Genomic DNA, 25,424 nt, shown 5'->3' on the forward strand with positions numbered 1-25,424 from the left:
GGCCCGGATCTCGCGGGCGAACACCGTGAGGGTGCCGCGGCCATGGGGGCCGACGCCGGTGCCGGCGGCGTCCTGCGCCTCGGCCTCGGCCAGGGTCAGGGCGTGGTCCACGGGGACGGTGAACCAGTGGTCCACGGCGACCGTGCCGTCGTAGAGCTCGGTGCGCTCGCCCACCCGGTGCCGGGCGGGCTCGAGGGGGGCGAAGCCGCGGGGGTCGCCGGGCACGCGGGGCGCGGGGGCGCTCACAGGCCCCACCCCGACTCGGGGGCGCCCACGGAGACGACGCGGATCACGGGGTGGCCGGCCTCGTCGGAGGCGTCCAGGTCCACCACGGCGTTGATGCCGTGGTCGTGCACGCCGTCCGGGTCCTTGAGCACCTGCCGGACCGCCCACCAGCGTGAACCGGCGAGCTCCACGGGCGGGGCGACGTCGGGGGACTCGGCCACCCGGAACAGCTCGGGCCCGCGGGCGGCGGGGCCGTCGTCGATGTCCTCGTGGTCGCCGAAGTAGGCGTCGAGGGCGTCGGCCCAGTCGTCGGCGCTGAGGTCCCCGGAGAGGCGGGCGAGCTCCTCGTCACGCTCGTCGCCGAACAGGCGGACCCGCTGGAACAGGGCGTTGCGCACCATCACGCGGAACACCGGCCCGTTGTTCGTGAGGCGGTCGGGCTCCTGCGGGGCGAGCGCCTCGTGGTCGCGGCGCAGCTCCTCGATGTCCCCGGCTACGAGGTCCTCCCACTCCTCGAGCAGGGAGGAGTCGGTCTGCTTGACCATCTCGTCGAGCCAGTCGAGCAGCACCTGCAGCTCCTCGGTGCGGGAGGCCTCGGGCACGGTCTGGCGCAGGGCCTTCACCGCGTCGGTGAGGTAGCGCAGCAGCACGCCCTCGGAGCGGGCGATCCCGTAGAAGCGCACGTAGTCGCCGAAGCCCATGGCCCGCTCGAACATGTCCCGGACCACGGACTTGGGGGTGAGCTCGAACTCGGCGAGCCAGGGGGCGCCGGCGCGGTAGACCTCGAACTGCTGCTCGAGCAGGTCCGCCAGCGGCTGCGGGTGGGTGACCTCGTCGAGGGCGCGCATGCGGTCGTTGTAGTCCATGCCCTCGGCCTTCATGGCGGCGACGGCCTCGCCCTTGGCCTTCTTCACCTGGGCGGAGAGGACCTGGCGCGGCGGATCGAGGGTGGCCTCGATGACGGAGACCACGTCGAGGGCGTGATCGGGCTCGGCGGGGTCGAGCAGCTCGAGGGCCGCGAGCGCGAAGGGGGAGAGGGGCTGGTTGAGCGCGAAGTCCGGCTGCAGGTCCACGGTGAGGTCCACGGTGCGGCCCTCGGCGTCCGGCTCGGGCAGGCGCTCCACGACGCCGGTGGCCAGCAGCTCTCGGAAGATCCCGAGGGCGCGGCGCATCAGGATCGCCTGGCGGGCGGGGGTCTCGTGGGTGCCGCGCAGCAGGCGGCGCACGGCGACGACAGGGTCCCCGGGCCGGTCGAGCACGTTCAGGAGCATGGAGTGGGTGATCTGCATGCGGGAGACCAGCGGCTCGGGCTCGGCGGCCACGAGGCGCTCGAAGGTGGCCGGGCCCCACGAGACGAAGCCCGCCGGCGGCGACTTGCGCTTGGAGGACTTGGCGGACTGCTTGATCCGCTTGGCGCGCTCGGCCTCGTCCTTCACGTTCGCGAACTTCGCGGCGGCCTTGCGCTCGGCGGCGCGGTTTTCGATCACGTGCTCGGGGGCCTGGACCACCACGGTGCCGCGGGTGTCGAAGCCGGCGCGGCCGGCGCGGCCGGCGATCTGGTGGAACTCGCGGGCGTGCAGCAGGCGGGTCTTCTCGCCGTCGAACTTGGACAGCGCGGTGATGAGCACGGTGCGGATGGGCACGTTGATGCCCACCCCGAGGGTGTCGGTGCCGCAGATCACCTTGAGCAGCCCGTCCTGGGCGAGCTTCTCCACGAGGCGGCGGTACTTGGGCAGCATGCCGGCGTGGTGCACGCCGATCCCGGCGCGCACGAGGCGGTTGAGGGTGTGCCCGAAGCCGGCGGAGAACCGGAAGCCGGCGATGCGCGCGGCGATCGCGTCCTTCTCCTCGCGGGTGGTCACGGAGACGGAGGCCAGCCCCTGGGCGGTCTCCACGGCGTCGAGCTGGGAGAAGTGCACCACGTACACGGGGGTCTGCCGCGTGGCGGCGAGCTCCTCCACCTTCTCCTGCAGGGGCATCTCGGACCACTCGAAGTCCAGGGGGATGGGCCGCTCGGCGTGGGCGACGACGGCGACCTCGCGCCCGGTGCGCTCGGCCAGGTCCGCCTCGAGGCGGCTGGTGTCCCCGAGGGTGGCGGACATCAGCAGGAACCGCGCCTGGGGCAGCTCGAGCAGGGGGACCTGCCAGGCCCAGCCGCGGGAGGGGTCGGCGTAGTAGTGGAACTCGTCCATCACCACGGTGCCGATCTCCATGCCGGAGCCCTCGCGCAGGGCGCGGTTGGCGAGGATCTCCGCGGTGCAGCAGATGATCGGCGCGTCCCCATTGACGGTGGAGTCGCCCGTGACCATGCCGACGTTCTCGGCGCCGAACACGTCCACGAGCGCGAAGAACTTCTCCGAGACGAGGGCCTTGATGGGGGCCGTGTAGTAGGAGACGGCGTCGTGGGCCAGGGCGTCCGCGTGGGCGGCGAGGGCCACGAGGGACTTGCCGGAGCCGGTGGGGGTCGCGAGGATCACGTGCCGGCCCTGGACGAGCTCGAGGGCGGCCTCCTCCTGCGCCGGGTAGAGGGCGATCCCGCGCTCGTCCGTCCAGGCCGTGAACGCCCCGAAGACGTCGTCGGCGTCGGGGGACGGCGGGAGGGCGTCGACGCGGTCGGTCAGCGAGGGCGGGTTCGTTGCGGTGGAAGTCATCAGGGCCAGCGTATCCGCGGTGCGCGCGGTACCGTGCCGCCATGGGCACCGAGCACGAGGCCACCGGCCGCGACTCCGCCGGGTTCACCTGGGACCCCGCGCGCTACGAGGGCTTCGCCGAGCACCGGGCGAGGCCCTTCCACGACCTGGTGGCCCGCGTGGACGCCGAGTCCCCGCGCGTCGTGGTGGACCTGGGCTGCGGGCCCGGCACCCTGACGCGCACGCTCGCGGCGCGCTGGCCGGACGCCGAGGTCCTCGGCCTGGACGACTCGACGGCCATGCTCGAGCGGGCCCGCGCGGGCCTGGCCGAGCCCGGCGCCCCGCAGAACCTGCGCTTCGAGCGGGTGGACGCCTCGCAGTGGCGGCCGGACGCGTCGGTGGACGTCGTCGTCTCGAACGCGATGCTCCAGTGGATCCCCACGCACCGCCGCCTGATCCGCCGCTGGCTGGGGGACCTGCGCCCGGGGGCGTGGTTCGCCGCGCAGATCCCGCGGCCGTACCAGCAGCCCTCGCACACGGCCATCGTCGAGCTCGCGGAGGACCCGGCGTTCTCCGAGGCGCTGCACGGCGTGGAGACCACGCGGACCGTCGCGCCGCCGGAAGAGTACACGCGGCTGTTCCTCGAGGCGGGCTGGTCCCCGCAGGTGTGGGAGACGGAGTATCAGCAGGTGCTGACGGGCGAGGACCCGGTGTTCCGGTGGACCTCGGGCGCGGCCCTGCGACCGAGCCTGCAGGCCCTGGCCCGCTGGGACGCCGAGGAGGACGCCGCGGAGGGCGCGGGCCTGCAGGAGCTGTTCGTGGCCCGCTACCGGCGGGCCATGGCGCAGGCGTATCCGCCGGTGCCCGGCGTCACGGACGCCGACGGCGGGCCGCTGACGATCTATCCGTCGCGGCGGCTGTTCGTGGTGGGGCGCCGGCCGGGGGAGTGAGCCGGGCGGCTCACCAGCCGCGGTCGCGCCAGGCGGGCAGCTGCGGGCGCTCGTCGCCGAGCACGGTGGAGGCGCCGTGGCCCGGGTGGACGTGCGTGTCGTCCTCGTACTCGCCGAACAGGCGCGCCTCGACGTCGTCGATCAGCGAGGCGAAGCGCTCCGGGTCCTTCTCCGTGTTGCCCACGCCGCCGGGGAACAGGCTGTCCCCGGTGAACAGCAGGGCCGGCTCCTCGGCGTCGGAGCGGTAGGCCAGGGCCACCGAGCCCGGGGTGTGGCCGCGCAGGCCGATCACGTCCAGCTCGATCCCGTCCACGGCCACGACACCCCCGTGGGGCAGCCGATCGCCGATGCGCACCCCGGCCTCCTCCTCGATCGCGTCGGCGTCGTCCTCGCCGGCGGCCAGCACGGCCTCCGGGTGGGCCGCGGCGATCGTCCCGAGGGCGCGGACGTGGTCCCAGTGGCGGTGCGTCGTCACGACGACGGCCAGGCGGGTGGCGCAGGGCGTGTCGCCCTCGGCGGAGGCCAGCAGGGCCTCGATCGCCTCGGCGTCGTCCGCAGCGTCGATGAGGACCTGCGCCCCCGTCGTCTTGGCGGTGAGCAGGTACACGTTGTTGTCCATCTTCGACACGGAGCAGGCGCGCACCGTGACGGCGGGCAGGTCGTGCAGCAGGCGGTTCTCGACGGTGGCGGGCATGCGCCCCAGTGTACGGACGGGGCCCCGGCGCGCCAGCGCCCCGCGGGCGGGGAGCGGTTCGCCCAGAGGCGATCGCCCCCTGACGCGTCCGCCCCCGCACCTATGCTGGGCGGGTGCCGAAGAACTCCACGACCACCCCGTCCGCCGCCGCCGTCGAGCCCCGCGAGGGGGGCCTCGCCTCGGGCCCCGGCGGTGCGCGCTCCGGCGAGCTGGACCGCATCGTCGTCCAGGGCGCGCGCGAGCACAACCTCAAGGACGTGGACGTCAGCTTCCCCCGGGACGCCATGGTGGTGTTCACGGGGCTGTCCGGCTCGGGCAAGTCCTCCCTGGCCTTCGACACGATCTTCGCGGAGGGCCAGCGCCGCTACGTCGAGTCCCTCTCCTCCTACGCGCGCATGTTCCTCGGCCGCGTGGACAAGCCGGACGTCGACTTCATCGAGGGCCTGTCCCCGGCCGTGTCCATCGACCAGAAGTCCACCAACCGCAACCCGCGCTCCACCGTGGGCACCATCACCGAGGTCTACGACTACCTGCGCCTGCTCTGGGCCCGCGTCGGCGTGCCGCACTGCCCGCAGTGCGGCGAGCCGGTGAGCCGCCAGACGCCGCAGCAGATCGTGGACCAGCTCGAGGAGCTGCCCGAGCGCACCCGCTTCCAGGTGCTGGCGCCCGTGGTGCGCGGCCGCAAGGGCGAGTTCGTGGACCTGTTCGCGGAGCTGTCCACGCAGGGGTTCGCCCGCGCCGTGGTGGACGGGGAGACCGTCCAGCTCTCGGACCCGCCCGTGCTGAAGAAGCAGGTCAAGCACACCATCGCCGTCGTCGTCGACCGCCTGGCCATGAAGGAGGGCATCCGCCAGCGCCTCACCGACTCCGTGGAGACCGCGCTCAAGCTCGCGGACGGCCTCGTGGTCGCCGAGTTCGTGGACGTGGAGGTCGTGGCCGAGAAGGGCAAGAAGAACACCGCCGAGTTCGGCGGCCGGGACGCCGAGGGCAACCCCCGCTACCGCTCCTTCTCCGAGAAGCTCTCCTGCCCCAATGGGCACGAGCAGACCGTGGACGAGATCGAGCCCCGCTCCTTCTCCTTCAACAACCCGTTCGGCGCCTGCCCCGAGTGCACCGGCATCGGCTCCCGGCTGCAGGTGGACCCCGACCTCGTGGTGGCCAACGACGAGCTGTCCCTGCGCGAGGGCGCGGTGGTGCCGTGGTCGCTGGGCAAGTCCACCTCGGACTACTGGCTGCGCGTGCTCGGCGGCCTGGCCAAGGAGATGGGCTTCTCCCTGGACACGCCCTGGCGCGAGCTCGAGCCGGCCCAGCGCGAGGCGGTGCTGCACGGCAAGGACTTCAAGGTCGAGGTGACGTTCCGCAACCGATTCGGCCGCGAGCGCCGCTACACCACCGGCTTCGAGGGCGTCGTCCCCTACGTGCTGCGCAAGCACGGGGAGACCGAGTCGGACGGCGCCCGCGAGCGCTACGAGTCCTTCATGCGCGAGATCCCGTGCCCCGTCTGCCACGGCGCGCGCCTGAACCCCACGGTGCTGAACGTGCTCGTGGGCGGGCTGTCCATCGCCGAGGCCACCCGCCTGCCCCTGCGCGAGGCGCGGGACTTCCTCGCCGGCCTCGAGCTGTCCGCGCGCGAGCGGCAGATCGCGGACCAGGTGCTCAAGGAGATCCTGGCGCGCCTGGCGTTCCTGCTGGACGTGGGCCTGGAGTACCTGAACCTCGAGCGCCCGGCCGGCACGCTCTCCGGCGGCGAGGCCCAGCGCATCCGCCTGGCCACCCAGATCGGATCCGGCCTGGTGGGCGTCCTGTACGTGCTGGACGAGCCGTCCATCGGACTGCACCAGCGGGACAACCGCCGCCTCATCGAGACCCTGCTGCGGCTGCGCGACCTGGGCAACACGCTGATCGTGGTGGAGCACGACGAGGACACCATCGCCGAGGCGGACTGGATCGTGGACATCGGCCCGCGCGCCGGCGAGCACGGCGGCGAAGTGGTCCACTCCGGCTCCCTCGAGGACCTCAAGGCCAACACCGCCTCGATCACGGGCGACTACCTCGCCGGACGCCGCGCCATCACCGCGCCGCAGACGCGCCGCGCCCCGCAGGAGGGGCGGACGCTCACGGTGCGCGGCGCCCGGGAGAACAACCTGAAGGACGTGACCGTGGACATCCCGCTGGGGGTGCTCACCGCCGTCACCGGCGTCTCCGGCTCCGGCAAGTCCACGTTGATCAACGAGATCCTCTACAAGGTCCTGGCCAACCGCCTCAACGGCGCCAAGCTCGTGCCCGGCCGGCACCGCGCCGTGGACGGCCTGGAGCACCTGGACAAGGTGGTCCACGTGGACCAGAGCCCGATCGGGCGCACGCCGCGCTCGAACCCGGCCACGTACACGGGCGTGTTCGACGCGATCCGCAAGCTGTTCGCGGAGACGCCCGAGGCGAAGGTGCGCGGCTACCAGCAGGGCCGGTTCTCCTTCAACATCAAGGGCGGCCGGTGCGAGGCCTGCTCGGGCGACGGCACGCTGAAGATCGAGATGAACTTCCTGCCGGACGTGTACGTGCCCTGCGAGGTGTGCGACGGCGCCCGGTACAACCGCGAGACCCTCGAGGTGACGTACAAGGGCAAGAACATCGCCGAGGTCCTGGACATGCCGATCGAGGAGGCGGCGCAGTTCTTCAGCGCCTACACCCGCATCTCCCGGTACCTGGACACCCTCGTGGACGTCGGCCTGGGCTACGTGCGCCTCGGCCAGCCGGCCACCACGCTCTCCGGCGGTGAGGCCCAGCGCGTCAAGCTGGCCGCCGAGCTGCAGAAGCGCTCCAACGGGCGCAGCGTCTACGTGCTGGACGAGCCCACCACGGGCCTGCACTTCGACGACATCCGCAAGCTGCTGCAGGTGCTGCAGTCCCTCGTGGACAAGGGCAACACGGTGATCACCATCGAGCACAACCTGGACGTGGTGAAGTGCGCCGACCACGTGATCGACCTGGGCCCCGAGGGCGGCTCCGGCGGCGGCACGATCGTGGCCACCGGCACCCCCGAGGAGGTCGCCCGGGTCGAGGCGAGCCACACGGGCCGGTTCCTGGCCGAGCTGCTCGCGTAGCATGGGCGCAGCCCGCGGCCCCCGCCGCGGGCCGCGTCGCGGGGCACGCCCCGCGACGGGAGAGGCCGGACGAGCACGAAGGAGAGACATGGCGACGTCGGAGCCCGTGCGCAGGAGCGCCGCCGCGCTGCTGCGCCTCACCTGCCGCCCCGAGGTGACCGGCATGGACCAGGTCCCCGCCGAGGGGCCGTTCATCATGGCCTCGAACCACCTGTCCTTCTTCGACTCCGTGATCCTGCAGGCGCTGGCCCCACGGCCCGTGCACTTCTTCGCCAAGGAGGAGTACTTCACCGGCGCCGGCGTGCGCGGCCGGGCCCAGCGGTGGTTCTTCGAGTCCGTGGGCTCCGTGCCCGTGCGCCGCGGCGAGCAGGCGGCCTCCGTCGCCGCCCTCGAGTCCCTCGTGGGCCTGCTCGACTCGGGCCAGGGCGTGGGGATCTACCCGGAGGGCACCCGCAGCCGCGACGGTCGCCTCTACCGCGGGCGCACCGGCGCCGCCTGGCTGGCCCTCACCACGGGCGCCCCCGTGGTCCCCGTGGGCCTCGTGGACACCCAGCACCTGCAGCCGCCGGACACCAACGGGTTCCGCCCCCACCGCTTCGCCGTGCGCGTGGGCGCCCCCCTGGACTTCGGCCACCCCGGCCGGCGCCACACCCTGCCGCAGCGGCGCGACGCCACCGCCGCGATCATGGACGCCATCGGCGCGCTCTCGGGGCAGGAGCGCGTGGACGCGTACAACGCCGCCCCGGGCGCCCGTGGCTGACCCCGCCTCCTACCGCCCCGCCCCGGGCGAGATCTCCACCTCGCCCGGCGTCTACCGGTTCCGGGACGCGGACGGCCGCGTCGTCTACGTGGGCAAGGCCAAGAACCTGCGCGCCCGCCTCGGCTCCTACTTCCAGGACCCCGCCCGGCTGACCACCAAGACGCGGACTATGGTGTTCACCGCGGCCGCGGTGGAGTGGACCGTGGTCGGCTCCGAGCTCGAGGCGCTGCAGCTGGAGTACACCTGGATCAAGGAGTACCGGCCGCGGTTCAACATCATGTACCGGGACGACAAGTCGTACCCGTACCTGGCCGTCACCATGAACGAGCAGTTCCCGCGCGTGCAGGTGATGCGCGGGGACCGCCGCCCCGGGGTGAAGTACTTCGGACCGTTCCACCCCGCGAAGGCCATCCGCGAGACGGTGGACCTGATGCTGCGCGTCTTCCCGGTCCGCACGTGCTCGGCGGGCGTGTTCAAGCGCGCCCGCGCCCAGGACCGGCCCTGCCTGCTCGGCTACATCGGCAAGTGCTCGGCCCCGTGCGTGGGGCGGATCAGCCCCGCGGAGCACCGCGAGCTGGCCCAGGACTTCTGCGACTTCATGGCCGGGGACGCCCAGCGCTTCATCCGCGAGCTGGAGCGAGCGATGCAGGGCGCGGTCGAGGAGCTGCGCTACGAGGACGCCGCCCGCCTGCGGGACGACATCGCGGCCCTGCGCCGCGTGTTCGAGCGCAACGCCGTGGTGCTGCCCGAGAGCACGGAGTCGGACATCTTCGCCCTGCACGCGGACGAGCTCGAGGTGGCCGTCCAGGTGTTCCACGTGCGCCAGGGCCGCATCCGGGGCCAGCGCGGCTGGGTCATGGAGCGGGTGGAGGACGTCTCCGAGCCGGAGATGGTGACGCACCTGCTCCAGCAGGTCTACGGCGACCTCGCGGGTGAGGACCGGATCCCGCACGAAATTCTGGTCCCGGCCGAGCCCGACGACGCCGCCCAGCTCGTCGAGTGGCTCTCCGGCCTGCGCGGGGCGCGGGTGAACGTGCGGGTGCCCCGGCGCGGGACCAAGGCCGACCTGATGGAGACCGTGCGCGAAAACGCCGAGATGGCGCTGAAGCTGCACAAGTCCCGGCGCTCCGGGGACCTCACCACGCGCTCGGCCGCGCTGCGCGAGCTGCAGGAGGCGCTCGAGATCGCCGAGCCGCTGCTGCGGATCGAGTGCTACGACATCTCGCACTCGCAGGGCACCAACGTGGTCGGCTCGATGGTGGTCATGGAGGACGGGCTGCCGAAGAAGAAGGACTACCGGCGCTTCAACGTCACGGGGGAGGCCGCCCGGGACGACACCGCCTCGATGAAGGACGTGCTGCGCCGCCGCTTCGCCCGGCTGGCCGAGGAGCGCGCCGAGGGGGCCCCGCTCTCGGGGCAGCTCGAGGGCGAGGAGGAGGGCCGGGACCGGCGGTTCGCGTACCCGCCCTCCCTCGTCGTCGTCGACGGCGGCCCGCCCCAGGTGGCCGCCGCGGCGGCCGTGCTCGAGGAGCTCGGCCTGGACGACCTGCCCGTGGTGGGCCTGGCCAAGCGCCTCGAGGAGGTCTGGCTCCCCGGGGACGAGTTCCCCGTGGTGTTGCCGCGCACCTCCGAGGGGCTCTACCTGCTCCAGCGCATCCGCGACGAGTCGCACCGGTTCGCGATCGCCGGGCACCGCGGCCGCCGGGCCAAGGCCATGACCGCCTCCGCCCTGGACGGGATCCCCGGGCTCGGGCCCGCCAAGCGCACGGCCCTGCTGAACCACTTCGGCTCCGTGGCGCAGATCCGGGCCGCCGGCGTGGAGCGCCTGACGGAGGTGGCGGGCATCGGCCCCACGCTCGCGCAGACCGTCCACGCCGCCCTGGCCCCCGCCGAGCCGACGGATACAGTGGAGCCATGAGCGAGGAGAGCCTGCGGCCCGAGAAGCCGCCGACGTCCGAGGTGCTCGTGATCACGGGCATGTCCGGAGCCGGCCGCACCACGGCCGCCCATGCCCTGGAGGACCACGGCTGGTACGTGGTGGAGAACATGCCGCCGCCGCTGTTCATCACGCTCGCCGACCTCGTGGCCCGCTCGCCCGAGGCGTTCCCGCGCCTGGCGATCGTGGTGGACGTGCGTTCCCGCGCCTACTTCCCCGAGCTGCACGCCGCGCTGCAGCAGCTGGAGAACAACGGGGTGGAGTACCGCATGGTGTTCCTCGAGGCGGACGAGCACGTGCTGGTGCGCCGCTTCGAGGCCGGCCGGCGGCCCCACCCGCTCCAGGGCAACGCGAGCCTGCTGGACGGGATCCGCGCCGAGCGCGACGTGCTCGCCGAGCTCAAGGCGCGCGCCGACGTCGTGGTGGACACCACCGAGCTGAACGTGCACGGCCTGGCCACCGAGATCACCGAGCTGTTCTCCGTCTCCGGGCCGGTGACCCTGCGCCTGACCCTCATGAGCTTCGGCTTCAAGTACGGCGTCCCCGCGGATGCGAACTTCGTGGCGGACATGCGCTTCATCCCCAACCCGCACTGGGTGCCGGCGCTGCGCCCCCACACGGGCACGGAGGCCGAGGTCTCGGACTATGTGCTCACCCGGCCGGGGGTGGAGGACTTCCTGCGCTCCTACACGGCCATGCTCGCCCCGGTCTTCGAGGGCTACCGCCGCGAGAACAAGCACTACGCGACCCTGGCGATCGGCTGCACGGGCGGCAAGCACCGCTCCGTGGCGGTGGCCGAGGAGCTGGCGCGTCGCCTGGCGCAGGTGCCCCACGTGACGGTGCAGGTCCAGCACCGGGACATGGGGCGCGAGTGACCTCCCCGCTGACGGGGCAGCTGCCCCTGCCCCCCGGCGTCGGCACGGCCGTGCGCGGCCCCGCCGGCGGCATGACCCGCCCCGCCATCCGGGTGACCGCCCTGGGCGGCGGGCACGGCCTCTCCGCCTCGCTCACGGCCCTGCGGCACGTGGCGGGGCACCTCACCGCGATCGTCACCGTGGCCGACGACGGCGGCTCCTCCGGCACGATTCGCCGCGAGATGGCGGTCCTGCCGCCCGGGGACCTGCGCATGGCGCTGGCCGCCCTGTGCGACGACACGGACTGGGGGCGCACGTGGGCCCAGGTCATGCAGCACCGCTTCCGCTCCACCGAGGTGGACGCGGAGGAGGCGACCCTGGACAACCACGCGCTCGGCAACCTGCTGATCGTGGCGTTGTGGGAGCTGCTGGGGGACCCCGTGGACGGGCTGCGCTGGGCCGGCGCCCTGCTGCGGGCCCACGGCGAGGTGCTCCCGGTCTCCCGCGTCCCGCTGACCATCGGCGGGGACGTGCTCAGCGCGGGCCCCGACGGCGGCCTGCGCACCCGCCGCGTCGAGGGGCAGGTGGCCCTCGCGGTCGCCGCCTTCGAGGGCCGGGTGACGGACGTGCGGCTGAGCCCGTCCGACGCGCCCGCCACGCCCGAGGCGCTGGCCGCCATCGAGCTCGCCGACTGGGTGGTGCTCGGCCCGGGCTCGCTCTACACCTCGGTGCTACCGCACCTGCTCATGCCGGACGTGCGCCAGGCGCTGGACGCCACCACGGCGCGGCGCCTCATGGTGCTCAACCTGCGCACGGGCGACCAGGAGACCACGGGCCTGACGCACGCGGACCACCTGCGGGTGCTGCACTCCCACGCGCCGGACCTGCGCCTGGACGTGGTGATCGCGGACGCGGACGCCGTCACCGACCGCGCCGCCGTCGAGGCCGAGGCCGCCCGGATGGGGGCCCGCGTGGCGTTCAGTAGAGTGAGCAGTGCCCAGGACCCCCAAGTCCACGACCCGCTGCGCCTCGCAGTGGCGATCGACGAGGCCATGACCGACTGACCCGCGCGGCCCGCGCCGAGAAGGAGCCCCCGCATGGCCCTGACCATGACCCTCAAGGAGGAGCTGGCCCGCGTGCCGGTGGCCGCCACGCCCGAGCGGCGCGCCGAGACGGCCGCCATGCTGCGGTTCGCCGGCGGCCTCCACCTGGTCTCCGGTCGCGTGGTCGTCGAGGCCGAGCTGGACCACGGGGCCAGCGCCCGCCGTTTGCGGGCCTCCATCACCGAGCTGTACGGCCTGGCCACCGAGATCGTCGTGGTCTCCGGGGGCAACCTGCGCCGCGGGCAGCGCTACGTGATTCGGGTGGTGCGCGGGGGAGAGGACCTCGCCCGCCGCACCGGCCTCATCGACCAGCGCGGCCGCCCCGTCCGCGGGCTGGCCCCGGCGCTCGTCACCGGCACGACGGCGGACACCGCCGCGGTCTGGCGCGGCGCCCTGCTCGCCCACGGCTCCCTCACCGAGCCCGGCCGCTCGGCCGCGCTCGAGGTGACCACGCCGGGCCCTGAGGCCGCCCTCGCGCTCGTGGGCGCCGCGCGTCGCCTGGATGTCGCCGCCAAGGCGCGCGAGGTGCGCCAGGCGGACCGCGTGGTGGTGCGCGACGGCGAGGCGATCGCCACGCTGCTGACCGCGGTGGGCGCGGAGCAGACCGCGGCCCTGTGGCGCGAGCGCCGCGAGCGCAAGGAGGTGCGCGCCACCGCCAACCGGCTGGCGAACTTCGACGACGCGAACCTGCGCCGCTCCGCCCAGGCCGCCGTGGCCGCCGGCGCGAAGGTCGAGCGGGCCCTCGAGATCCTCGGGGACGAGGTGCCCGAGCACCTGCGCTACGCCGGCCGGCTGCGCCTCGAGCACAAGCAGGCCTCCCTGGACGAGCTCGGCCGCCTCGCGGACCCGCCCATGACCAAGGACGCCGTCGCCGGCCGCATCCGCCGCTTGCTGGCCATGGCGGACAAGCGCGCCGCCGAGCGCGGGGTGCCCGGCACCGACGCGCCCGCCGAGGACTGAGCCCCTCCGCCTCCAGCAGCGGGCGGCCGGACCTGGCCACGCGCGGCCCCGGAGGGCCATGATGGCACCCGTACGGAATACGCCGCGGGATGCCCGGGTTGTCCCGGTCGAGGCCGCGGGCGACCCGCCCGCCGTCCCGCCTGACCAAAGGAGGAAGCATGACGGAGTACACCCTTCCGGAGCTGGACTACGACTACGCCGCACTGGAGCCGCACATCTCGGCTCGCATCATGGAGCTGCACCACTCCAAGCATCACGCCACCTACGTCAAGGGCGCCAACACGGCCCTCGAGAAGCTCGCCGCCGCGCGCGACGCCGACGACTTCGCCGCCGTGAACCAGCTCTCCAAGGACCTCGCGTTCAACCTGGGCGGCCACACCAACCACTCCATCTTCTGGAAGAACCTCTCGCCCGAGGGCGGCGACAAGCCGACCGGCGAGCTGGCCGCCGCGATCGACGAGCACTTCGGCTCGTTCGACAAGTTCCGCGCCCACTTCACCGCGGCCGCGCTGGGCATCCAGGGCTCCGGCTGGGCCGTGCTCGCCTACGAGCCGATCGGCGGCAACCTCGTCATCGAGCAGTTCTACGACCAGCAGAACGGCGTGCCCGTGGCCACCATCCCGCTGTTCCAGCTGGACATGTGGGAGCACGCCTTCTACCTCGACTACCAGAACGTCAAGGCTGACTATGTGAAGGCGATCTGGAATATCGTGAACTGGGCCGACGTGCAGGCCCGCTTCGAGGCCGCCCGCCAGGGCGCCTCCGGCCTGATCCTGCCGGCCTGATCCACCACTTGCGCACCGGGGCGCCGACGTCGTGATCCCACGACGTCGGCGCCCCGTGCCGTGGACCGGCCCGGAACCGAACGCAGAACCGAGACGAGAGGCACTCCCATGACCAAGATCGCCATCAACGGCTACGGCCGCATCGGCCGCAACATCGTGCGCGTGCTCCGCGACCGCGGGTACGAGAACCTCGAGCTGGTGGCCGTGAACGACCTCGCCGACAACGAGGACCTGTTCTGGCTGACCCAGTACGACACCATCCTGGGCCGCTATCCCGGCGAGCTCGAGCTCACCGAGACGGGCTTCCGCATCGACGGGCGCGACGTCGCCTTCTTCTCCGAGCCCGACCCGGCCAAGCTGCCGTGGGGCGAGCTCGGCGTGGACATCGTGATCGAGTGCACCGGCATCTTCACCACCGGCCCCAAGGCCAAGGCGCACCTGGACGCCGGCGCCAAGAAGGTGCTCCTGTCCGCCCCCGGCAAGGAGGTCGACGGCACCTTCGTGATGGGCGTGAACGAGAAGAACTACGACTCGGCCACGATGGACATCGTCTCCAACGCCTCCTGCACCACCAACTGCCTGGCCCCCATGGCCAAGGTCCTCAACGACGAGTTCGGGATCGTGGACGGCATCATGACCACGATCCACGCGTACACCGGCGACCAGAACCTGCACGACAACGTGCACAAGAAGGATCGCCGTCGGGCGCGGGCCGCCGCCCAGAACATGGTGCCCACCTCCACGGGCGCGGCGAAGGCCATCGGCGAGGTCATCCCCGAGCTGAAGGGCAAGCTCGACGGCTTCGCCATGCGGGTGCCGACCATCACCGGCTCGGCCACCGACCTGACCGTGGAGCTGACCCGCCACGTGGAGGTCGAGGAGATCAACGCGGCGTTCAAGAAGACCGCGGAGTCCGGTCCGCTGCAGGGCCGCCTGGTCTACTCGGAGGACCCGATCGTGTCCTCGGACATCATCACCTCCCCGGCGGCGTGCACCTTCGACGCCCCGCTGACCAAGTCCATCGGCCAGACCGTGAAGATCATCGGCTGGTACGACAACGAGTACGGCTACACCTCCCAGCTCATGGACTTCGCGGACCTCATGGGCTCGAAGCTCTGAGCCCGCACGGGCCAGACGGCCCGGGCCGACGGTTCCCCCGTCGGCCCGGGCCGTCCGCCTAGACTGCACCGTGAACCGACCCCGCTCCGGCACCCCAGGAGGCATCATGCCCGCACAGACCCTGAACGATCTGCTCGAGGCCGGCGTCGCCGGCCGCACCGTGCTCATCCGGTCCGACCTGAACGTCCCGCTGGACGGGGAGACCGTCACCGACGACGGGCGCATCCGCGCCTCGCTGCCCGCGATCCGGCAACTGGCCGACGCCGGTGCGCGCGTGATCGTGATGGCGCACCTGGGCCGCCCCAAGGGCGAGCCGGATCCCAAGTACTCCCTGCGGCCCGTGGCCGCGCGCATGGGCGAGCTGCTGGGCGCCGACGTCGCGCTGGCCGAGGACGTGACTGGCCCCTCCGCGCGCGCCGCCGCCGAGGCCCTGGCCGACGGCGACGTGCTCCTGCTGGAGAACGTCCGCTTCGACCCCCGCGAGACCTCCAAGGACGACGCCGAGCGCGCCGAGCTGGCCGCCGAGATGGCCGCTCTGGCGGGCGAGGACGGCGCCTACGTGGGCGACGCCTTCGGCGCGGTCCACCGCAAGCACGCCTCCGTGTTCGACGTCGCGGCACAGCTGCCGGCCTACCAGGGTCCGCTGGTCGCCGCCGAGCTCGAGGTGCTCACCCGCCTGACGCAGTCCCCGGAGCGGCCCTACGCGGTGGTGCTCGGCGGCTCGAAGGTCTCGGACAAGCTGGCCGTGATCGACAACCTCCTGGACAAGGCCGACACGCTGCTGATCGGCGGCGGCATGCTCTTCACCTTCCTCAAGGCGCAGGGCCACGAGGTGGGCGCCTCCCTCCTCGAGGAGGACCAGCTGGACACCGTGCGCGAGTACCTGCGCCGCTCCGAGGCCGGCGCCGCCCGCATCGTGCTGCCCACGGACATCGTGATGGCCTCCGGCTTCGCCGCCGACGCCGAGCACGAGGTGCTCCCGGTGGACGCGCTGACCGCCGGCGCCCACGGCGCCTCCGCCATGGGCCTGGACATCGGCCCGGAGACCGCCCGAGCCTTCGCCGAGCAGATCCGCGGCGCCAAGACGGTGTTCTGGAACGGCCCCATGGGCGTGTTCGAGTTCGAGGCCTTCGCCGAGGGCACCCGCACCGTGGCGCAGGCCCTCACCGAGGCCACCGCGGCCGGCGGGCTGTCCGTGGTGGGCGGCGGCGACTCCGCCGCGGCCGTGCGCACCCTGGGCTTCGCCGACGACGCGTTCGGCCACATCTCCACCGGCGGCGGCGCCTCCCTCGAGTACCTCGAGGGCAAGGAGCTGCCCGGCGTCACCGCGCTGAGCGGAGAGGGCGAGGCGTGAGCATGGCCGAGACCGCAGCGCGCGTCCCGCTGATCGCGGGCAACTGGAAGATGAACCTGGACCACCGCGAGGCCGTCACCCTGGTGCAGCGCCTCGCGTGGCTCCTCACCGACGCGGACCACGATCACGAGGACGTGGAGGTGGCGGTGTTCCCGCCCTTCACCGACCTGCGGGCCGTGCAGGTCCTCGTCACGGGCGACCGCCTGGACGTGGCCTACGGCGCCCAGGACCTCTCGCCCGAGGACTCCGGCGCCTACACGGGCGACATCTCCGGCGCGTTCCTGGCCGCCCTGGGCTGCCGGTACGCGATCGTGGGCCACTCCGAGCGCCGCACCATCCACGGCGAGGACGACGCGCTGGTGGCCCGCAAGGCCGCCGCCGCCCTGCGCCACGGACTGTCCCCGGTGGTCTGCGTCGGCGAGGGCCTGGACGTGCGCCAGGCCGGCCGCCACGTGGCGCACACCGTGGCCCAGCTCGAGGGCTCGCTCGTCGGCCTGTCCGCCGAGGACGTCGCCCGCACCGTGGTCGCCTACGAGCCCGTGTGGGCGATCGGCACCGGCGAGGTCGCCGGCGCCGGGGACGCCCAGGAGATGTGCGCCGCCCTGCGGGCCCGCGTGGGCGAGCTGCACGGCGACGACGTCGCCGCCGGGCTGCGGATCCTGTACGGCGGCTCCGTGAAGTCGACCAGCGCCCCCGAGCTCCTCGCGCAGCCGGACGTGGACGGCGCCCTCGTGGGCGGCGCCAGCCTGGACGCGGAGGAGTTTGCTAGGATCGTCCGGTTCGACCAGGCCTGAACGCGCCCGCCTGACCGACCGAATTCTCCCGTGCCGGCCCCGGAGCTCACTCCCCGGGGCCGCACCTCGAACCGAGGAGCCCTCCCGTGGACATGCTGACCCTGATCCTCCAGATCCTGGTGGTCGTCCTGAGCGTGGTCATCGTCCTGCTCGTCCTGCTGCACAAGGGCCGCGGCGGCGGCGTCTCGGACATGTTCGGCGGCGGGGTCACCACCTCCATGAGCTCCTCCGGCTCCGCCCAGCGCCTGCTGACCCGCCTCACGGTGGGCACCGTGGCCGCCTGGGCCTTGCTGATCGTGACGCTCGGCGTCCTCCCGCGCCTGACCGTGGAGTCCTGAGACCCCGCGGTCCCCGGCCCGGTCTCGCACCGACGGCCGACGCCAGAGGCCCCGCATCCCTGACCGGGATGCGGGGCCTCTCGCCGTCCGAGGGACGGCCGGGTCCTCCGTGGGCAGGACCGCGGCGCTCAGGTGCTCAGCGCTCGGAGGCCTGCACGGGGGAGAGGTCCGTGCGCGGCAGGCCGCGGTGCAGCACCGCGCCGAACACCTCGTCCGGGTCGAGCCGGCGCAGCTCCTCGGCCAGGCAGTCCTGGTCGGTGCGGCGCGGCAGGGAGATGCGCTGCACGGGCCGGCCCTGCTGGTAGAGGCGGGCCACCTGGGACTGGGAGCGCGAGAGCACCACGTCCCCGTCCTGGCAGCGCAGGCGCACGGCGCGGATGCCGTGCCCGGCCTTGGAGTGGGCGATCGTCACGGGCACCTTCAGTGCCAGCGTCAGCCAGGCCGCCAGGAGCATGGTGCTGGGGGAGTCGGGCGCCCCGTCCACGGTCACTGAGCGCAGGGCGGCGACGTCCAGGGTGTCGAAGATCCCGGCCACCTGGATGCGCCACAGCGTCAGGCGGGTCCACGCGAGGTCGGTGTCGCCGTCGCGATGGCCCTGGCGCAGCGTCCACAGGGCGGGCTCGGCCCGGGCGGCGGAGGCGGTGTCCGTGATCCGGCGGTGCGCGAGGCGGCCGAGGGCGGTCTCCGAGGGCACCGCCGGGGGCACGCCGGGCCACCACGCCACGATGGGCGCGTCCGGCAGCAGCAGCCCGGAGACGAGTGACTCGTCCGCGTGGGCGTTCTCGCCGGCGCACCACAGCACCACCACGTCCGAGGCGCCGGCGTCGCCGCCGACCCGGATCTCGGCGTCGAGGCGCGTGGGGGCCGCCGGGTCGCCCAGGGCCAGGACCACGATGCGGCACGGGTGCTCGAGCGAGGCGGCGTTGGCGGCCTCGACGGCCGCCTCGATGCCGGCGTCGTCCGTGCTGATCACGAGCGTGAGCACCCGGCCAAGGGCGACCACGCCGCCCTTCTCCCGCAGCTGGGTGATGCGCTTGGCCACCTGCGAGGTGGTCGTGTCGTGCATGCGGATCTTCACGGTCGCCTCCAAGCACGTCCGTCGCGGGCCATCAGGGCGTCGGCCGAGGGCGGGCCCCACGTGCCGGGGGCGTACGGCTCGGGCTGGGTGCCCAGGCTCGCCCAGTGCTCCTCGAACGGGTCCACGATCCGCCAGGACAGCTCCACCTCGGCCTGCCGGGGGAACAGCGGCGGCTCGCCGAGCAGCACGTCCAGGATGAGGCGCTCGTACGCCTCGGGGGAGTCCTCCGTGAAGGCGTGGCCGTAGCCGAAGTCCATGGTGACGTCCCGGACCTCGGACTGCGTGCCGGGCACCTTGGAGGCGAACCGGATGGTCACGCCCTCGTCCGGCTGCACGCGGATCACGATCACGTTCTGCCCGAACTCGTCCCCCTCGTGGACCGGGAACAGCAGGTGCGGCGGCTTCTTGAACACGACGGCGATCTCGGTGACCCGGCGGCCCAGCCGCTTGCCGGCGCGCAGGTAGAACGGCACGCCCTGCCAGCGGCGGGTCCGGATGCCCACCTTGAGCGCGGCGTAGGTCTCGGTGACGGACTCCGGGTTGAAGCCCTCCTCGTCGAGAAAGCCGGTGATCCGCTCGCCGCCCTGCCAGCCGGAGGTGTACTGGCCGCGCGCCGAGGCGGCCTCGAGGCCCGCGGGCGTGTCCGGGACCTGCACCGCCTCGAGGATCTTCTCCTTCTCCGTGCGCAGGTGGTCCGCGTCGAAGGAGATCGGCTCCTCCATGGCGGTGAACGCGAGCAGCTGGAGCAGGTGGTTCTGGATGACGTCGCGGGCGGCGCCCACGCCGTCGTAGTAGCCGGCGCGGCCGCCGATGCCGATGTCCTCGGCCATGGTGATCTGCACGTGGTCCACGTGCTCCGCGTTCCAGATGGGCTCGAACATCCGGTTGGCGAACCGGAAGGCCAGGATGTTCTGGACGGTCTCCTTGCCCAGGTAGTGGTCGATGCGGAACACGGCGTCCGGGGGGAACACGCGCTCGATCACCGCGTTGAGCTCCTGCGCGCTGGCCAGGTCGTGGCCGAACGGCTTCTCGATCACCACGCGCCGCCACGGCCCGTCCGCCGGCTGGGAGCGGTCGGCGAGCCCCTGGTCGGCCAGGTGGCGGGAGACGTCCTCGAACCAGTCCGGGGGGATGGACAGGTAGAAGGCGGTGTTGCCGCGGGTGCCGCGGGAGGACTCGAGCTCGCCGAGCACCTCGCCCAGGCGGACGTACGCGGCCTCGTCGTCGAACGCGCCGGAGACGAACCGCAGCCCGCCCCGGAACTGGTCCCACACGGTCTCGTCGAACGTCGTGCGGGCGGAGGCCTCCACGGCGGCGCGCACGTACTCGGCGAACTCCTCGTCGGACCAGTCCCGGCGGCCGAAGCCCACGAGGGAGAACGACGGCGGCAGCAGGCCCCGCTGGGCGAGGTCGTACATGGCCGGGAGCAGCTTCTTCTTCGCCAGGTCGCCCGTGACGCCGAACAGCACCAGCGCGGAGGGCCCGGCGATGCGGGTCAGGCGCCGGTCCCGGGGGTCGCGCAGCGGGTTGCGGGCGGCGGCCTTCGACTCACCGGGCACGTGCGGCCGTCCGGATCGCGTCGATGCCCGCGGCGCGGTGGGGCAGGTGCAGGGTCACGACGGGGCGGCCGTGCTCGGCGAGCACGCGGGCGTCGCCGGCGGCCTGGGCGGCGATGAGCCGACCCAGCGAGAACGGGCGGCCGGGCACCTCGACGTCCAGGTCGGCGTCGCCGGTGACCTGGAGGAACACGCCGACGGCGGGCCCGCCCTTGTGGAACTGGCCGGTGGAGTGGAGGAACCGCGGTCCCCAGCCGAAGGTGACCGGGCGGCCGACCAGCCGGGCGAGGTCCGCGCGGACCTCCTCGAGCTCCGCGTCGTCGTGGCGCGAGAGGTAGGCGTGCACCGCGAGGTAGCCGTCCTCGGGCACGAGGTCCGCGGCGGCGCGCAGCACGCCGGCGAGGTCGGCGGCGGAGACGACGGCCTCCGGGCCGGAGAGCTCCACGCCGTCGACCGTGCGGTCCGCCGTGCGCTCCCGGGCGGGCACGTCCAGGAGGGAGCGGGCGGCCGTCTTGGCGGCCTCTACGTCCGGCTGGTCGAACGGGTTGATCCCCAGCAGGCGGCCGGCCACGACGGTGGCCACCTCCCACAGGAGCAGCTGGGCGCCGAGCGAGCCGGAGACCTGCACGCCGTGGGCCGGCGCCGCGGGGGCGTCCTCGCCCACCAGCTGGACCTGGAGCACGTCCGGGGCATCCCACCCGGTCTCGGGGTCCCCGTCCGCCACGACGACGGGCAGCAGGCCCGTGCCGTCCTTGCCGGTGGACTCGGCGATGAGCTGCTCGATCCACGCGGGCAGCCCGTCGATGCCGGAGCCGTGGTCGGTGAAGACGAGCTTGTCCCGCAGCGGCGCGGTGCCACCGAGGGCGGCGCCCAGCTGCAGGCCGGGGTTGTCCGCGTCGTCCGCGGTGAGCAGGTCCAGGACGGCCTCGGCGTCGTCCAGCAGGGCGGCGACGTCGACGCCGGCCAGGCCCGTGGGCACGAGGCCGAACGCGGTGAGCGCGGAGAAGCGGCCGCCCACGGTGGGGTCGGCGGTGAACACGGCGCGCCAGCCGGCGGACTCGCACTCGGCGTGCAGCGGGGAGCCGGGGTCGGTCACGGCCACGAGGCGGCTGCGGGGGTCGATGCCGGCCTCGCGGAAGGCGGCCTCCACCACGCGGCGCTGCGAGTCGGTCTCCACGGTGGAGCCGGACTTGGACGAGACCACGAGCACGGTGCGCTCGAGGTCGCGCTCGAGGGCGCGGGAGACCTGCAGGGGGTCGGTGGAGTCGAGCACCTCGAGCTCCACGCCCGCCGTGGCGGCGATGACCTCGGGGGCCAGGGAGGACCCGCCCATCCCGGCCAGCACCACGCGGTCCACCCCCTCGGCGCGCAGCTCGCGGGACAGGGCGTCGATGTGCCGCACGAGGGCCCGGGAGTCCTCGAACAGGTCGATCCAGCCCAGGCGCCTGGCGGACTCCTCCCGGGCCGCCTCGCCCCACAGGCCGGCGTCCTGTGCGCCGAGCCGGGAGGCGACCCGGTCCTCGAGGAGGGTGGGCAGGTGGCGGTCGATCGCCTCGAGGGCGGATCCGGTGGCGCTGAGGCCGAGGGTGCTCATGGGGTGTCCTTCCGGGGGCGGGTGCGGGCGGCGGGGTGGACGGGGGCCGTGCGGGTCAGCGGTGGGCGGCGAGGCCGTCGCGGACGGAGCCGAGCAGCTCCTCCCACGCGGACTCGAACTTCTCAAGGCCCTCAGTCTCCAGGAGGTCCACGACGTCCTGGTAGGACACGCCCGCCGCGCCGACGGCGTCGAGCAGGGCGTCGGCCTCGGCGTAGCCGCCGGTGACGGTGTCCCCGGTGACCTCGCCGTGGTCGGCGACGGCCTCGAGGGTCTGCTCCGGCAGCGTGGTGACGGTGCGGGGCGCCACGAGCCCGGTCACGTAGAGGGTGTCCGGCAGGGCGGGGTCCTTGACGCCCGTGGAGGCCCACAGCGGCCGCTGCACGGGGGCGCCGGCCGCCTCGAGGAGGCGCCAGCGCTCGGAGTCCAGGGCCTGCTCGAAGGCGCGGTAGGCCAGGCGGGCGTTGGCCAGGGCGGCCTGGCCGGTGAGGGCCTCGGCCTCCGGCGTGCCCAGCGCCCGCAGCCGCGCGTCGACCTCGGTGTCCACGCGGGAGACGAAGAACGAGGCCACGGAGTGGATGCGGGAGAGGTCGTGCCCGTTCTCCCGGGCCTTCTCGAGCCCGGCCAGCCACGCGTTGAGCACCTGGCGGTAGCGGGGCAGGGAGAAGATCAGGGTGACGTTGACGCTGATGCCCTCGGCCAGCACGTCCGTGATCGCCGCGAGCCCCTCCACGGTGGCGGGGATCTTCACCATGAGGTTGGGACGGTCCACGGCGGCGGCGAGCTCCTGCGCCTGGCGCGCGGTGCCCTCGGCGTCACGGGCCAGGCGCGGGTCCACCTCGAGGGAGACGAAGCCGTCCGCCCCGCCGGTGCGCTCGTGCACGGGGGCCAGCACGTCCGCGGCGCGGCGCACGTCCTGGGTGGTGAGCGCCGTGACGGCCTCGTCCACGTCCGCGCCCGCCGCGGCGAGCTCGCGCAGCTGGCCCTCGTAGGAGCCGGCGTCGGCCAGGGCCACCGCGAAGATCGAGGGGTTCGTGGTGACGCCGGTGACGGAGCGGGTGGCCACCAGCTCCTCGAGGGTGCCCTCGTCCAGGCGCTTGCGCGAGAGGTCGTCCAGCCAGATCGAGACGCCGGCCTCGGCCAGCGCGGCGGTGTTCGGGTTCTGCTGAGTGCTCATGGTGCTCGGTTGCCTTCCCGTCGGGGGTGGACGTGCTGCGGGCGCCGCAGGGGCGCCGGGTCGATGTCGGCCGCGGTGCGCGGCCCACGCTGTGCCGGCCGGCTCAGAGGAGGCCGCGGGCGGCCTGCGCCACCGCCTCGCCGGTGAAGCCGTACTTCTCCATGAGGCGGGCGCCGTCGGCGGACTCGCCGTAGTGCTCGAGGCTCACACGCGCGCCGCGGGAGGAGGCGGTGACGGTGTGCTCGAACCACGGCATGGCGATGCCGGCCTCCACGGCGACGCGCACGGGCGCGTCCGGGCCGTCCGGCAGGACCTCGGCGCGGTACGCCTCGTCCTGCTCGGCGAACCACTCGAGGCACGGGGCGGAGACCACGCGGGTGGGCACGCCCTCGGCCTGGAGCAGCTCGCGGGCGTGCACGGCCACGGAGACCTCGGAGCCGGTGGCGATCAGCAGCACGCGCGCGGGGGCGGGCGCGCCGGAGCCGTCGACGGCGTCCACGAGCACGTAGGCGCCGCGGGCCACGCCCTCGGCGGAGGCGAAGCCGTCCGTGTCCCGGGGGAGCACGGGCAGGTTCTGGCGGGAGAGCACCATGCCGGCCGGCCGGTCCCGGTTCTCGAGCACTGTCCGCCACGCCCATGCGGTCTCGTTGGCGTCCGCGGGGCGCACGACGTCGAGGCCGGGGATGGCGCGCAGCGCGGCCAGGTGCTCCACCGGCTGGTGGGTGGGGCCGTCCTCGCCCAGGCCGATCGAGTCGTGGGTCCACACGTACACGCTGGGGGTGCCCATGAGGGCGGCGAGGCGGACGGCGGGGCGCATGTAGTCGGAGAACGTAAGGAACGTGCCCATGTACGCGCGGGTGAGCCCGCCGATGGTGATGCCGTTGACGATGGCGCCGGCGGCGAACTCGCGGATGCCGAAGTGCAGGGTGCGCCCGTGCTCGTCGCCCTGCCACGTGGCCGTGGAGCGGCGGGCGGGGATGAAGGAGGGCTCGCCCTTCATGGTCGTGTTGTTGGAGCCGGCGAGGTCGGCCGAGCCGCCCCACAGCTCGGGCATCACGGGGGCCAGCGCGGTGAGCACCTCGCCGGAGGCGGCGCGCGTGGCGAGGCCCTTCTCGTCCGCGTCCCACGAGGGGAAGGCCTCGGCGAAGCCCTCGGGCAGCTCGCGCCCGGCGAGCCGGTCGTAGAGCCGGGCGTTCTCCGGGTGGGCCTCGCGCCACGCCTGGAAGGCCTCCTCCCAGGTGCGGCGGTAGGCGGCCGAGCGCTCCGCGACGGACCGGGAGTTCGCCAGGACCTCGGGGTCGACGTCGAAGCTCTCGGCCGGGTCGAAGCCGAGGCCCTCCTTGAGCCCGGCCACCTCCTCGGCGCCCAGCTTGGAGCCGTGCACGCCGCCGGTGTTCTGCTTGGTGGGGGAGGGCCAGCCGATCACGGTGCGCAGCTTGATCAGGGACGGGCGGCCGGTCTCGGCCTTGGCGGCGACGAGCGCCTCGTAGAGCGCCTCGACGTCCTCGGTGTACTCGGTGACGGCGTGGCCGAGGGCCCCGTTGGTCCAGTCCACCTCCTGGACGTGCCAGCCGTACGCCTCATAGCGGGCGGAGACGTCCTCGGTGAACGCGATGTCCGTGTCGTCCTCGATGGAGATGCGGTTCGCGTCGTACACCACCACGAGGTTGCCGAGCTCCTGGTGGCCGGCCAGCGAGGAGGCCTCGGCGGACACGCCCTCCTGGATGTCGCCGTCGGAGGCGAGCACGAACACGTGGTGGTCGAACGGGGAGGTGCCGGGGGCGGCGTCGGGGTCCATCAGGCCGCGCAGGCGGCGCTGCTCGTACGCGAAGCCCACGCCCATGGCCAGGCCCTGGCCGAGCGGGCCGGTGGTGACCTCCACGCCGTGGGTGTGGCCGTACTCCGGGTGGCCCGGGGTCTTGGAGCCCTCGGTGCGCAGCGCCCGGATGTCCTCCAGCTCGAGCCCGGCGCCGGCGGCGAACAGCTGCAGGTACTGGATGAGCGAGGCGTGGCCGGCGGAGAGGATGAAGCGGTCGCGGCCCTCCCAGCGGTCGTCCTGCGGGTCCAGGTGCATCACGTTCTGGTACATCTGCCAGGCCACGGGGGCCAGGGAGATCGCCGTGCCGGGGTGGCCGTGGCCGGCCTGCTCCACCGCGTCGGCGGAGAGGACCTTCAGGGTGTCCACCATCCGGCGGTCCTGCTCCGAGTAGACGAAGCCGCGGGCGGGGGCCGTGCGGTCCAGGGCCGGGGCGGTGGACGGATGCTGGGCGTCGGTCACGGGTGTTCTCTCCTGGCGCGTCGGGAGCGGGGGTCGGCAGGGCCCGTGCGCCGCGCGCCCGCCGGGCGGGCGCGGCGCGCAGAGGCCGTCCCGCCCAGCCTAGCGGCGGGGCGCAGGCCCGGCTTCCTTTACACATCTCCG

The 25,424-nt window shown here is 73.6% G+C and carries 19 protein-coding genes and 1 pseudogene; 12 read left to right on the forward strand and 8 right to left on the reverse strand.

Annotated features, from left to right (window positions below):
- Both NWP10_RS03645 and NWP10_RS03650 read right to left on the reverse strand, forming a co-directional pair.
- Positions 1 to 246: pseudogene (locus NWP10_RS03645) on the reverse strand (hypothetical protein); the annotation flags it as partial.
- Positions 243 to 2,876 carry an RNA helicase gene (locus NWP10_RS03650; protein ID WP_258299917.1) on the reverse strand — a complete coding sequence of 878 codons (2,634 nt, stop codon included), beginning with the start codon at positions 2,874 to 2,876 and terminating at the stop codon, positions 243 to 245. The gene NWP10_RS03650 and the pseudogene NWP10_RS03645, both read right to left, overlap by 4 nt.
- A 41-nt stretch (positions 2,877 to 2,917) precedes the next feature.
- Between NWP10_RS03650 and NWP10_RS03655 the strand changes: the two genes are divergently transcribed.
- Positions 2,918 to 3,805 carry a methyltransferase domain-containing protein gene (locus NWP10_RS03655; protein ID WP_017488114.1) on the forward strand — a complete coding sequence of 296 codons (888 nt, stop codon included), beginning with the start codon at positions 2,918 to 2,920 and terminating at the stop codon, positions 3,803 to 3,805.
- 10 nt (positions 3,806 to 3,815) lie between these two features.
- Here NWP10_RS03655 and NWP10_RS03660 read toward each other — a convergent pair whose 3' ends face one another.
- A complete protein-coding gene (locus NWP10_RS03660; RefSeq protein WP_017488113.1) occupies positions 3,816 to 4,499 on the reverse strand; it encodes an MBL fold metallo-hydrolase in 684 nt (227 codons plus the stop codon).
- Positions 4,500 to 4,612: 113 nt separating this feature from the next.
- Here NWP10_RS03660 and uvrA point away from each other — a divergent pair, with 113 nt between their 5' ends.
- From uvrA to secG, 11 genes are all read left to right on the forward strand, one after another.
- Positions 4,613 to 7,600: an excinuclease ABC subunit UvrA gene (uvrA, locus tag NWP10_RS03665; protein ID WP_258299918.1), complete on the forward strand. Its 2,988-nt coding sequence runs from the start codon at positions 4,613 to 4,615 to the stop codon at positions 7,598 to 7,600.
- An 88-nt stretch (positions 7,601 to 7,688) separates the two neighbouring features.
- Complete coding sequence (locus NWP10_RS03670) at positions 7,689 to 8,360, forward strand: 1-acyl-sn-glycerol-3-phosphate acyltransferase (RefSeq protein ID WP_017488111.1); 672 nt, start codon at positions 7,689 to 7,691, stop codon at positions 8,358 to 8,360.
- The gene (gene uvrC / locus NWP10_RS03675) at positions 8,353 to 10,278 is read left to right on the forward strand and encodes an excinuclease ABC subunit UvrC (RefSeq protein WP_258299919.1); all 1,926 of its coding nucleotides are present in this window, start codon (positions 8,353 to 8,355) and stop codon (positions 10,276 to 10,278) included. Before NWP10_RS03670 ends, uvrC begins: the two co-directional genes overlap by 8 nt.
- Positions 10,275 to 11,171 carry an RNase adapter RapZ gene (gene rapZ, locus NWP10_RS03680; protein ID WP_017488109.1) on the forward strand — a complete coding sequence of 299 codons (897 nt, stop codon included), beginning with the start codon at positions 10,275 to 10,277 and terminating at the stop codon, positions 11,169 to 11,171. Before uvrC ends, rapZ begins: the two co-directional genes overlap by 4 nt.
- Positions 11,168 to 12,214, forward strand: coding sequence for a uridine diphosphate-N-acetylglucosamine-binding protein YvcK (yvcK, locus tag NWP10_RS03685; RefSeq protein ID WP_258299920.1), 1,047 nt, complete (start codon positions 11,168 to 11,170; stop codon positions 12,212 to 12,214). The genes rapZ and yvcK overlap by 4 nt, the downstream gene beginning before the upstream one ends.
- Positions 12,215 to 12,247: 33 nt before the next feature.
- Positions 12,248 to 13,213, forward strand: a complete 966-nt coding sequence (whiA, locus tag NWP10_RS03690; RefSeq protein WP_017488107.1) for a DNA-binding protein WhiA — start codon at positions 12,248 to 12,250, stop codon at positions 13,211 to 13,213.
- 158 nt (positions 13,214 to 13,371) lie between these two features.
- Positions 13,372 to 13,998: a superoxide dismutase gene (locus tag NWP10_RS03695; protein WP_158492510.1), complete on the forward strand. Its 627-nt coding sequence runs from the start codon at positions 13,372 to 13,374 to the stop codon at positions 13,996 to 13,998.
- Positions 13,999 to 14,106: 108 nt separating this feature from the next.
- Entirely contained in the window at positions 14,107 to 15,117 is a 1,011-nt protein-coding gene (gene gap / locus NWP10_RS03700) for a type I glyceraldehyde-3-phosphate dehydrogenase (protein ID WP_258299921.1), read from the forward strand.
- A 106-nt stretch (positions 15,118 to 15,223) separates the two neighbouring features.
- The gene (locus NWP10_RS03705; RefSeq protein WP_258299922.1) at positions 15,224 to 16,471 is read left to right on the forward strand and encodes a phosphoglycerate kinase; all 1,248 of its coding nucleotides are present in this window, start codon (positions 15,224 to 15,226) and stop codon (positions 16,469 to 16,471) included.
- Between the two features lie 2 nt (positions 16,472 to 16,473).
- Positions 16,474 to 17,265, forward strand: a complete 792-nt coding sequence (tpiA, locus tag NWP10_RS03710; RefSeq protein ID WP_258299923.1) for a triose-phosphate isomerase — start codon at positions 16,474 to 16,476, stop codon at positions 17,263 to 17,265.
- An 86-nt stretch (positions 17,266 to 17,351) separates the two neighbouring features.
- Entirely contained in the window at positions 17,352 to 17,603 is a 252-nt protein-coding gene (secG, locus tag NWP10_RS03715) for a preprotein translocase subunit SecG (protein ID WP_258299924.1), read from the forward strand.
- 136 nt (positions 17,604 to 17,739) lie between these two features.
- Here secG and NWP10_RS03720 read toward each other — a convergent pair whose 3' ends face one another.
- From NWP10_RS03720 to tkt, 5 genes are all read right to left on the reverse strand, one after another.
- Positions 17,740 to 18,681, reverse strand: a complete 942-nt coding sequence (locus NWP10_RS03720; RefSeq protein WP_017488101.1) for a glucose-6-phosphate dehydrogenase assembly protein OpcA — start codon at positions 18,679 to 18,681, stop codon at positions 17,740 to 17,742.
- The gene (gene zwf / locus NWP10_RS03725; RefSeq protein ID WP_158493116.1) at positions 18,678 to 20,240 is read right to left on the reverse strand and encodes a glucose-6-phosphate dehydrogenase; all 1,563 of its coding nucleotides are present in this window, start codon (positions 20,238 to 20,240) and stop codon (positions 18,678 to 18,680) included. Before zwf ends, NWP10_RS03720 begins: the two co-directional genes overlap by 4 nt.
- Positions 20,230 to 21,831 (reverse strand): glucose-6-phosphate isomerase, encoded by a 1,602-nt coding sequence (locus tag NWP10_RS03730; protein ID WP_017488100.1) that lies wholly within the window; start codon positions 21,829 to 21,831, stop codon positions 20,230 to 20,232. The genes zwf and NWP10_RS03730 overlap by 11 nt, the downstream gene beginning before the upstream one ends.
- Before the next feature lie 55 nt (positions 21,832 to 21,886).
- The gene (gene tal / locus NWP10_RS03735; protein ID WP_258299925.1) at positions 21,887 to 23,005 is read right to left on the reverse strand and encodes a transaldolase; all 1,119 of its coding nucleotides are present in this window, start codon (positions 23,003 to 23,005) and stop codon (positions 21,887 to 21,889) included.
- 103 nt (positions 23,006 to 23,108) lie between these two features.
- Positions 23,109 to 25,283 (reverse strand): transketolase, encoded by a 2,175-nt coding sequence (gene tkt / locus NWP10_RS03740; RefSeq protein ID WP_017488098.1) that lies wholly within the window; start codon positions 25,281 to 25,283, stop codon positions 23,109 to 23,111.
- Between the last annotated feature and the right edge of the window lie 141 nt (positions 25,284 to 25,424).

The sequence above is a fragment of the Micrococcus sp. HG099 genome (assembly GCF_024723355.1).
GTDB lineage: Bacteria > Actinomycetota > Actinomycetes > Actinomycetales > Micrococcaceae > Micrococcus > Micrococcus endophyticus.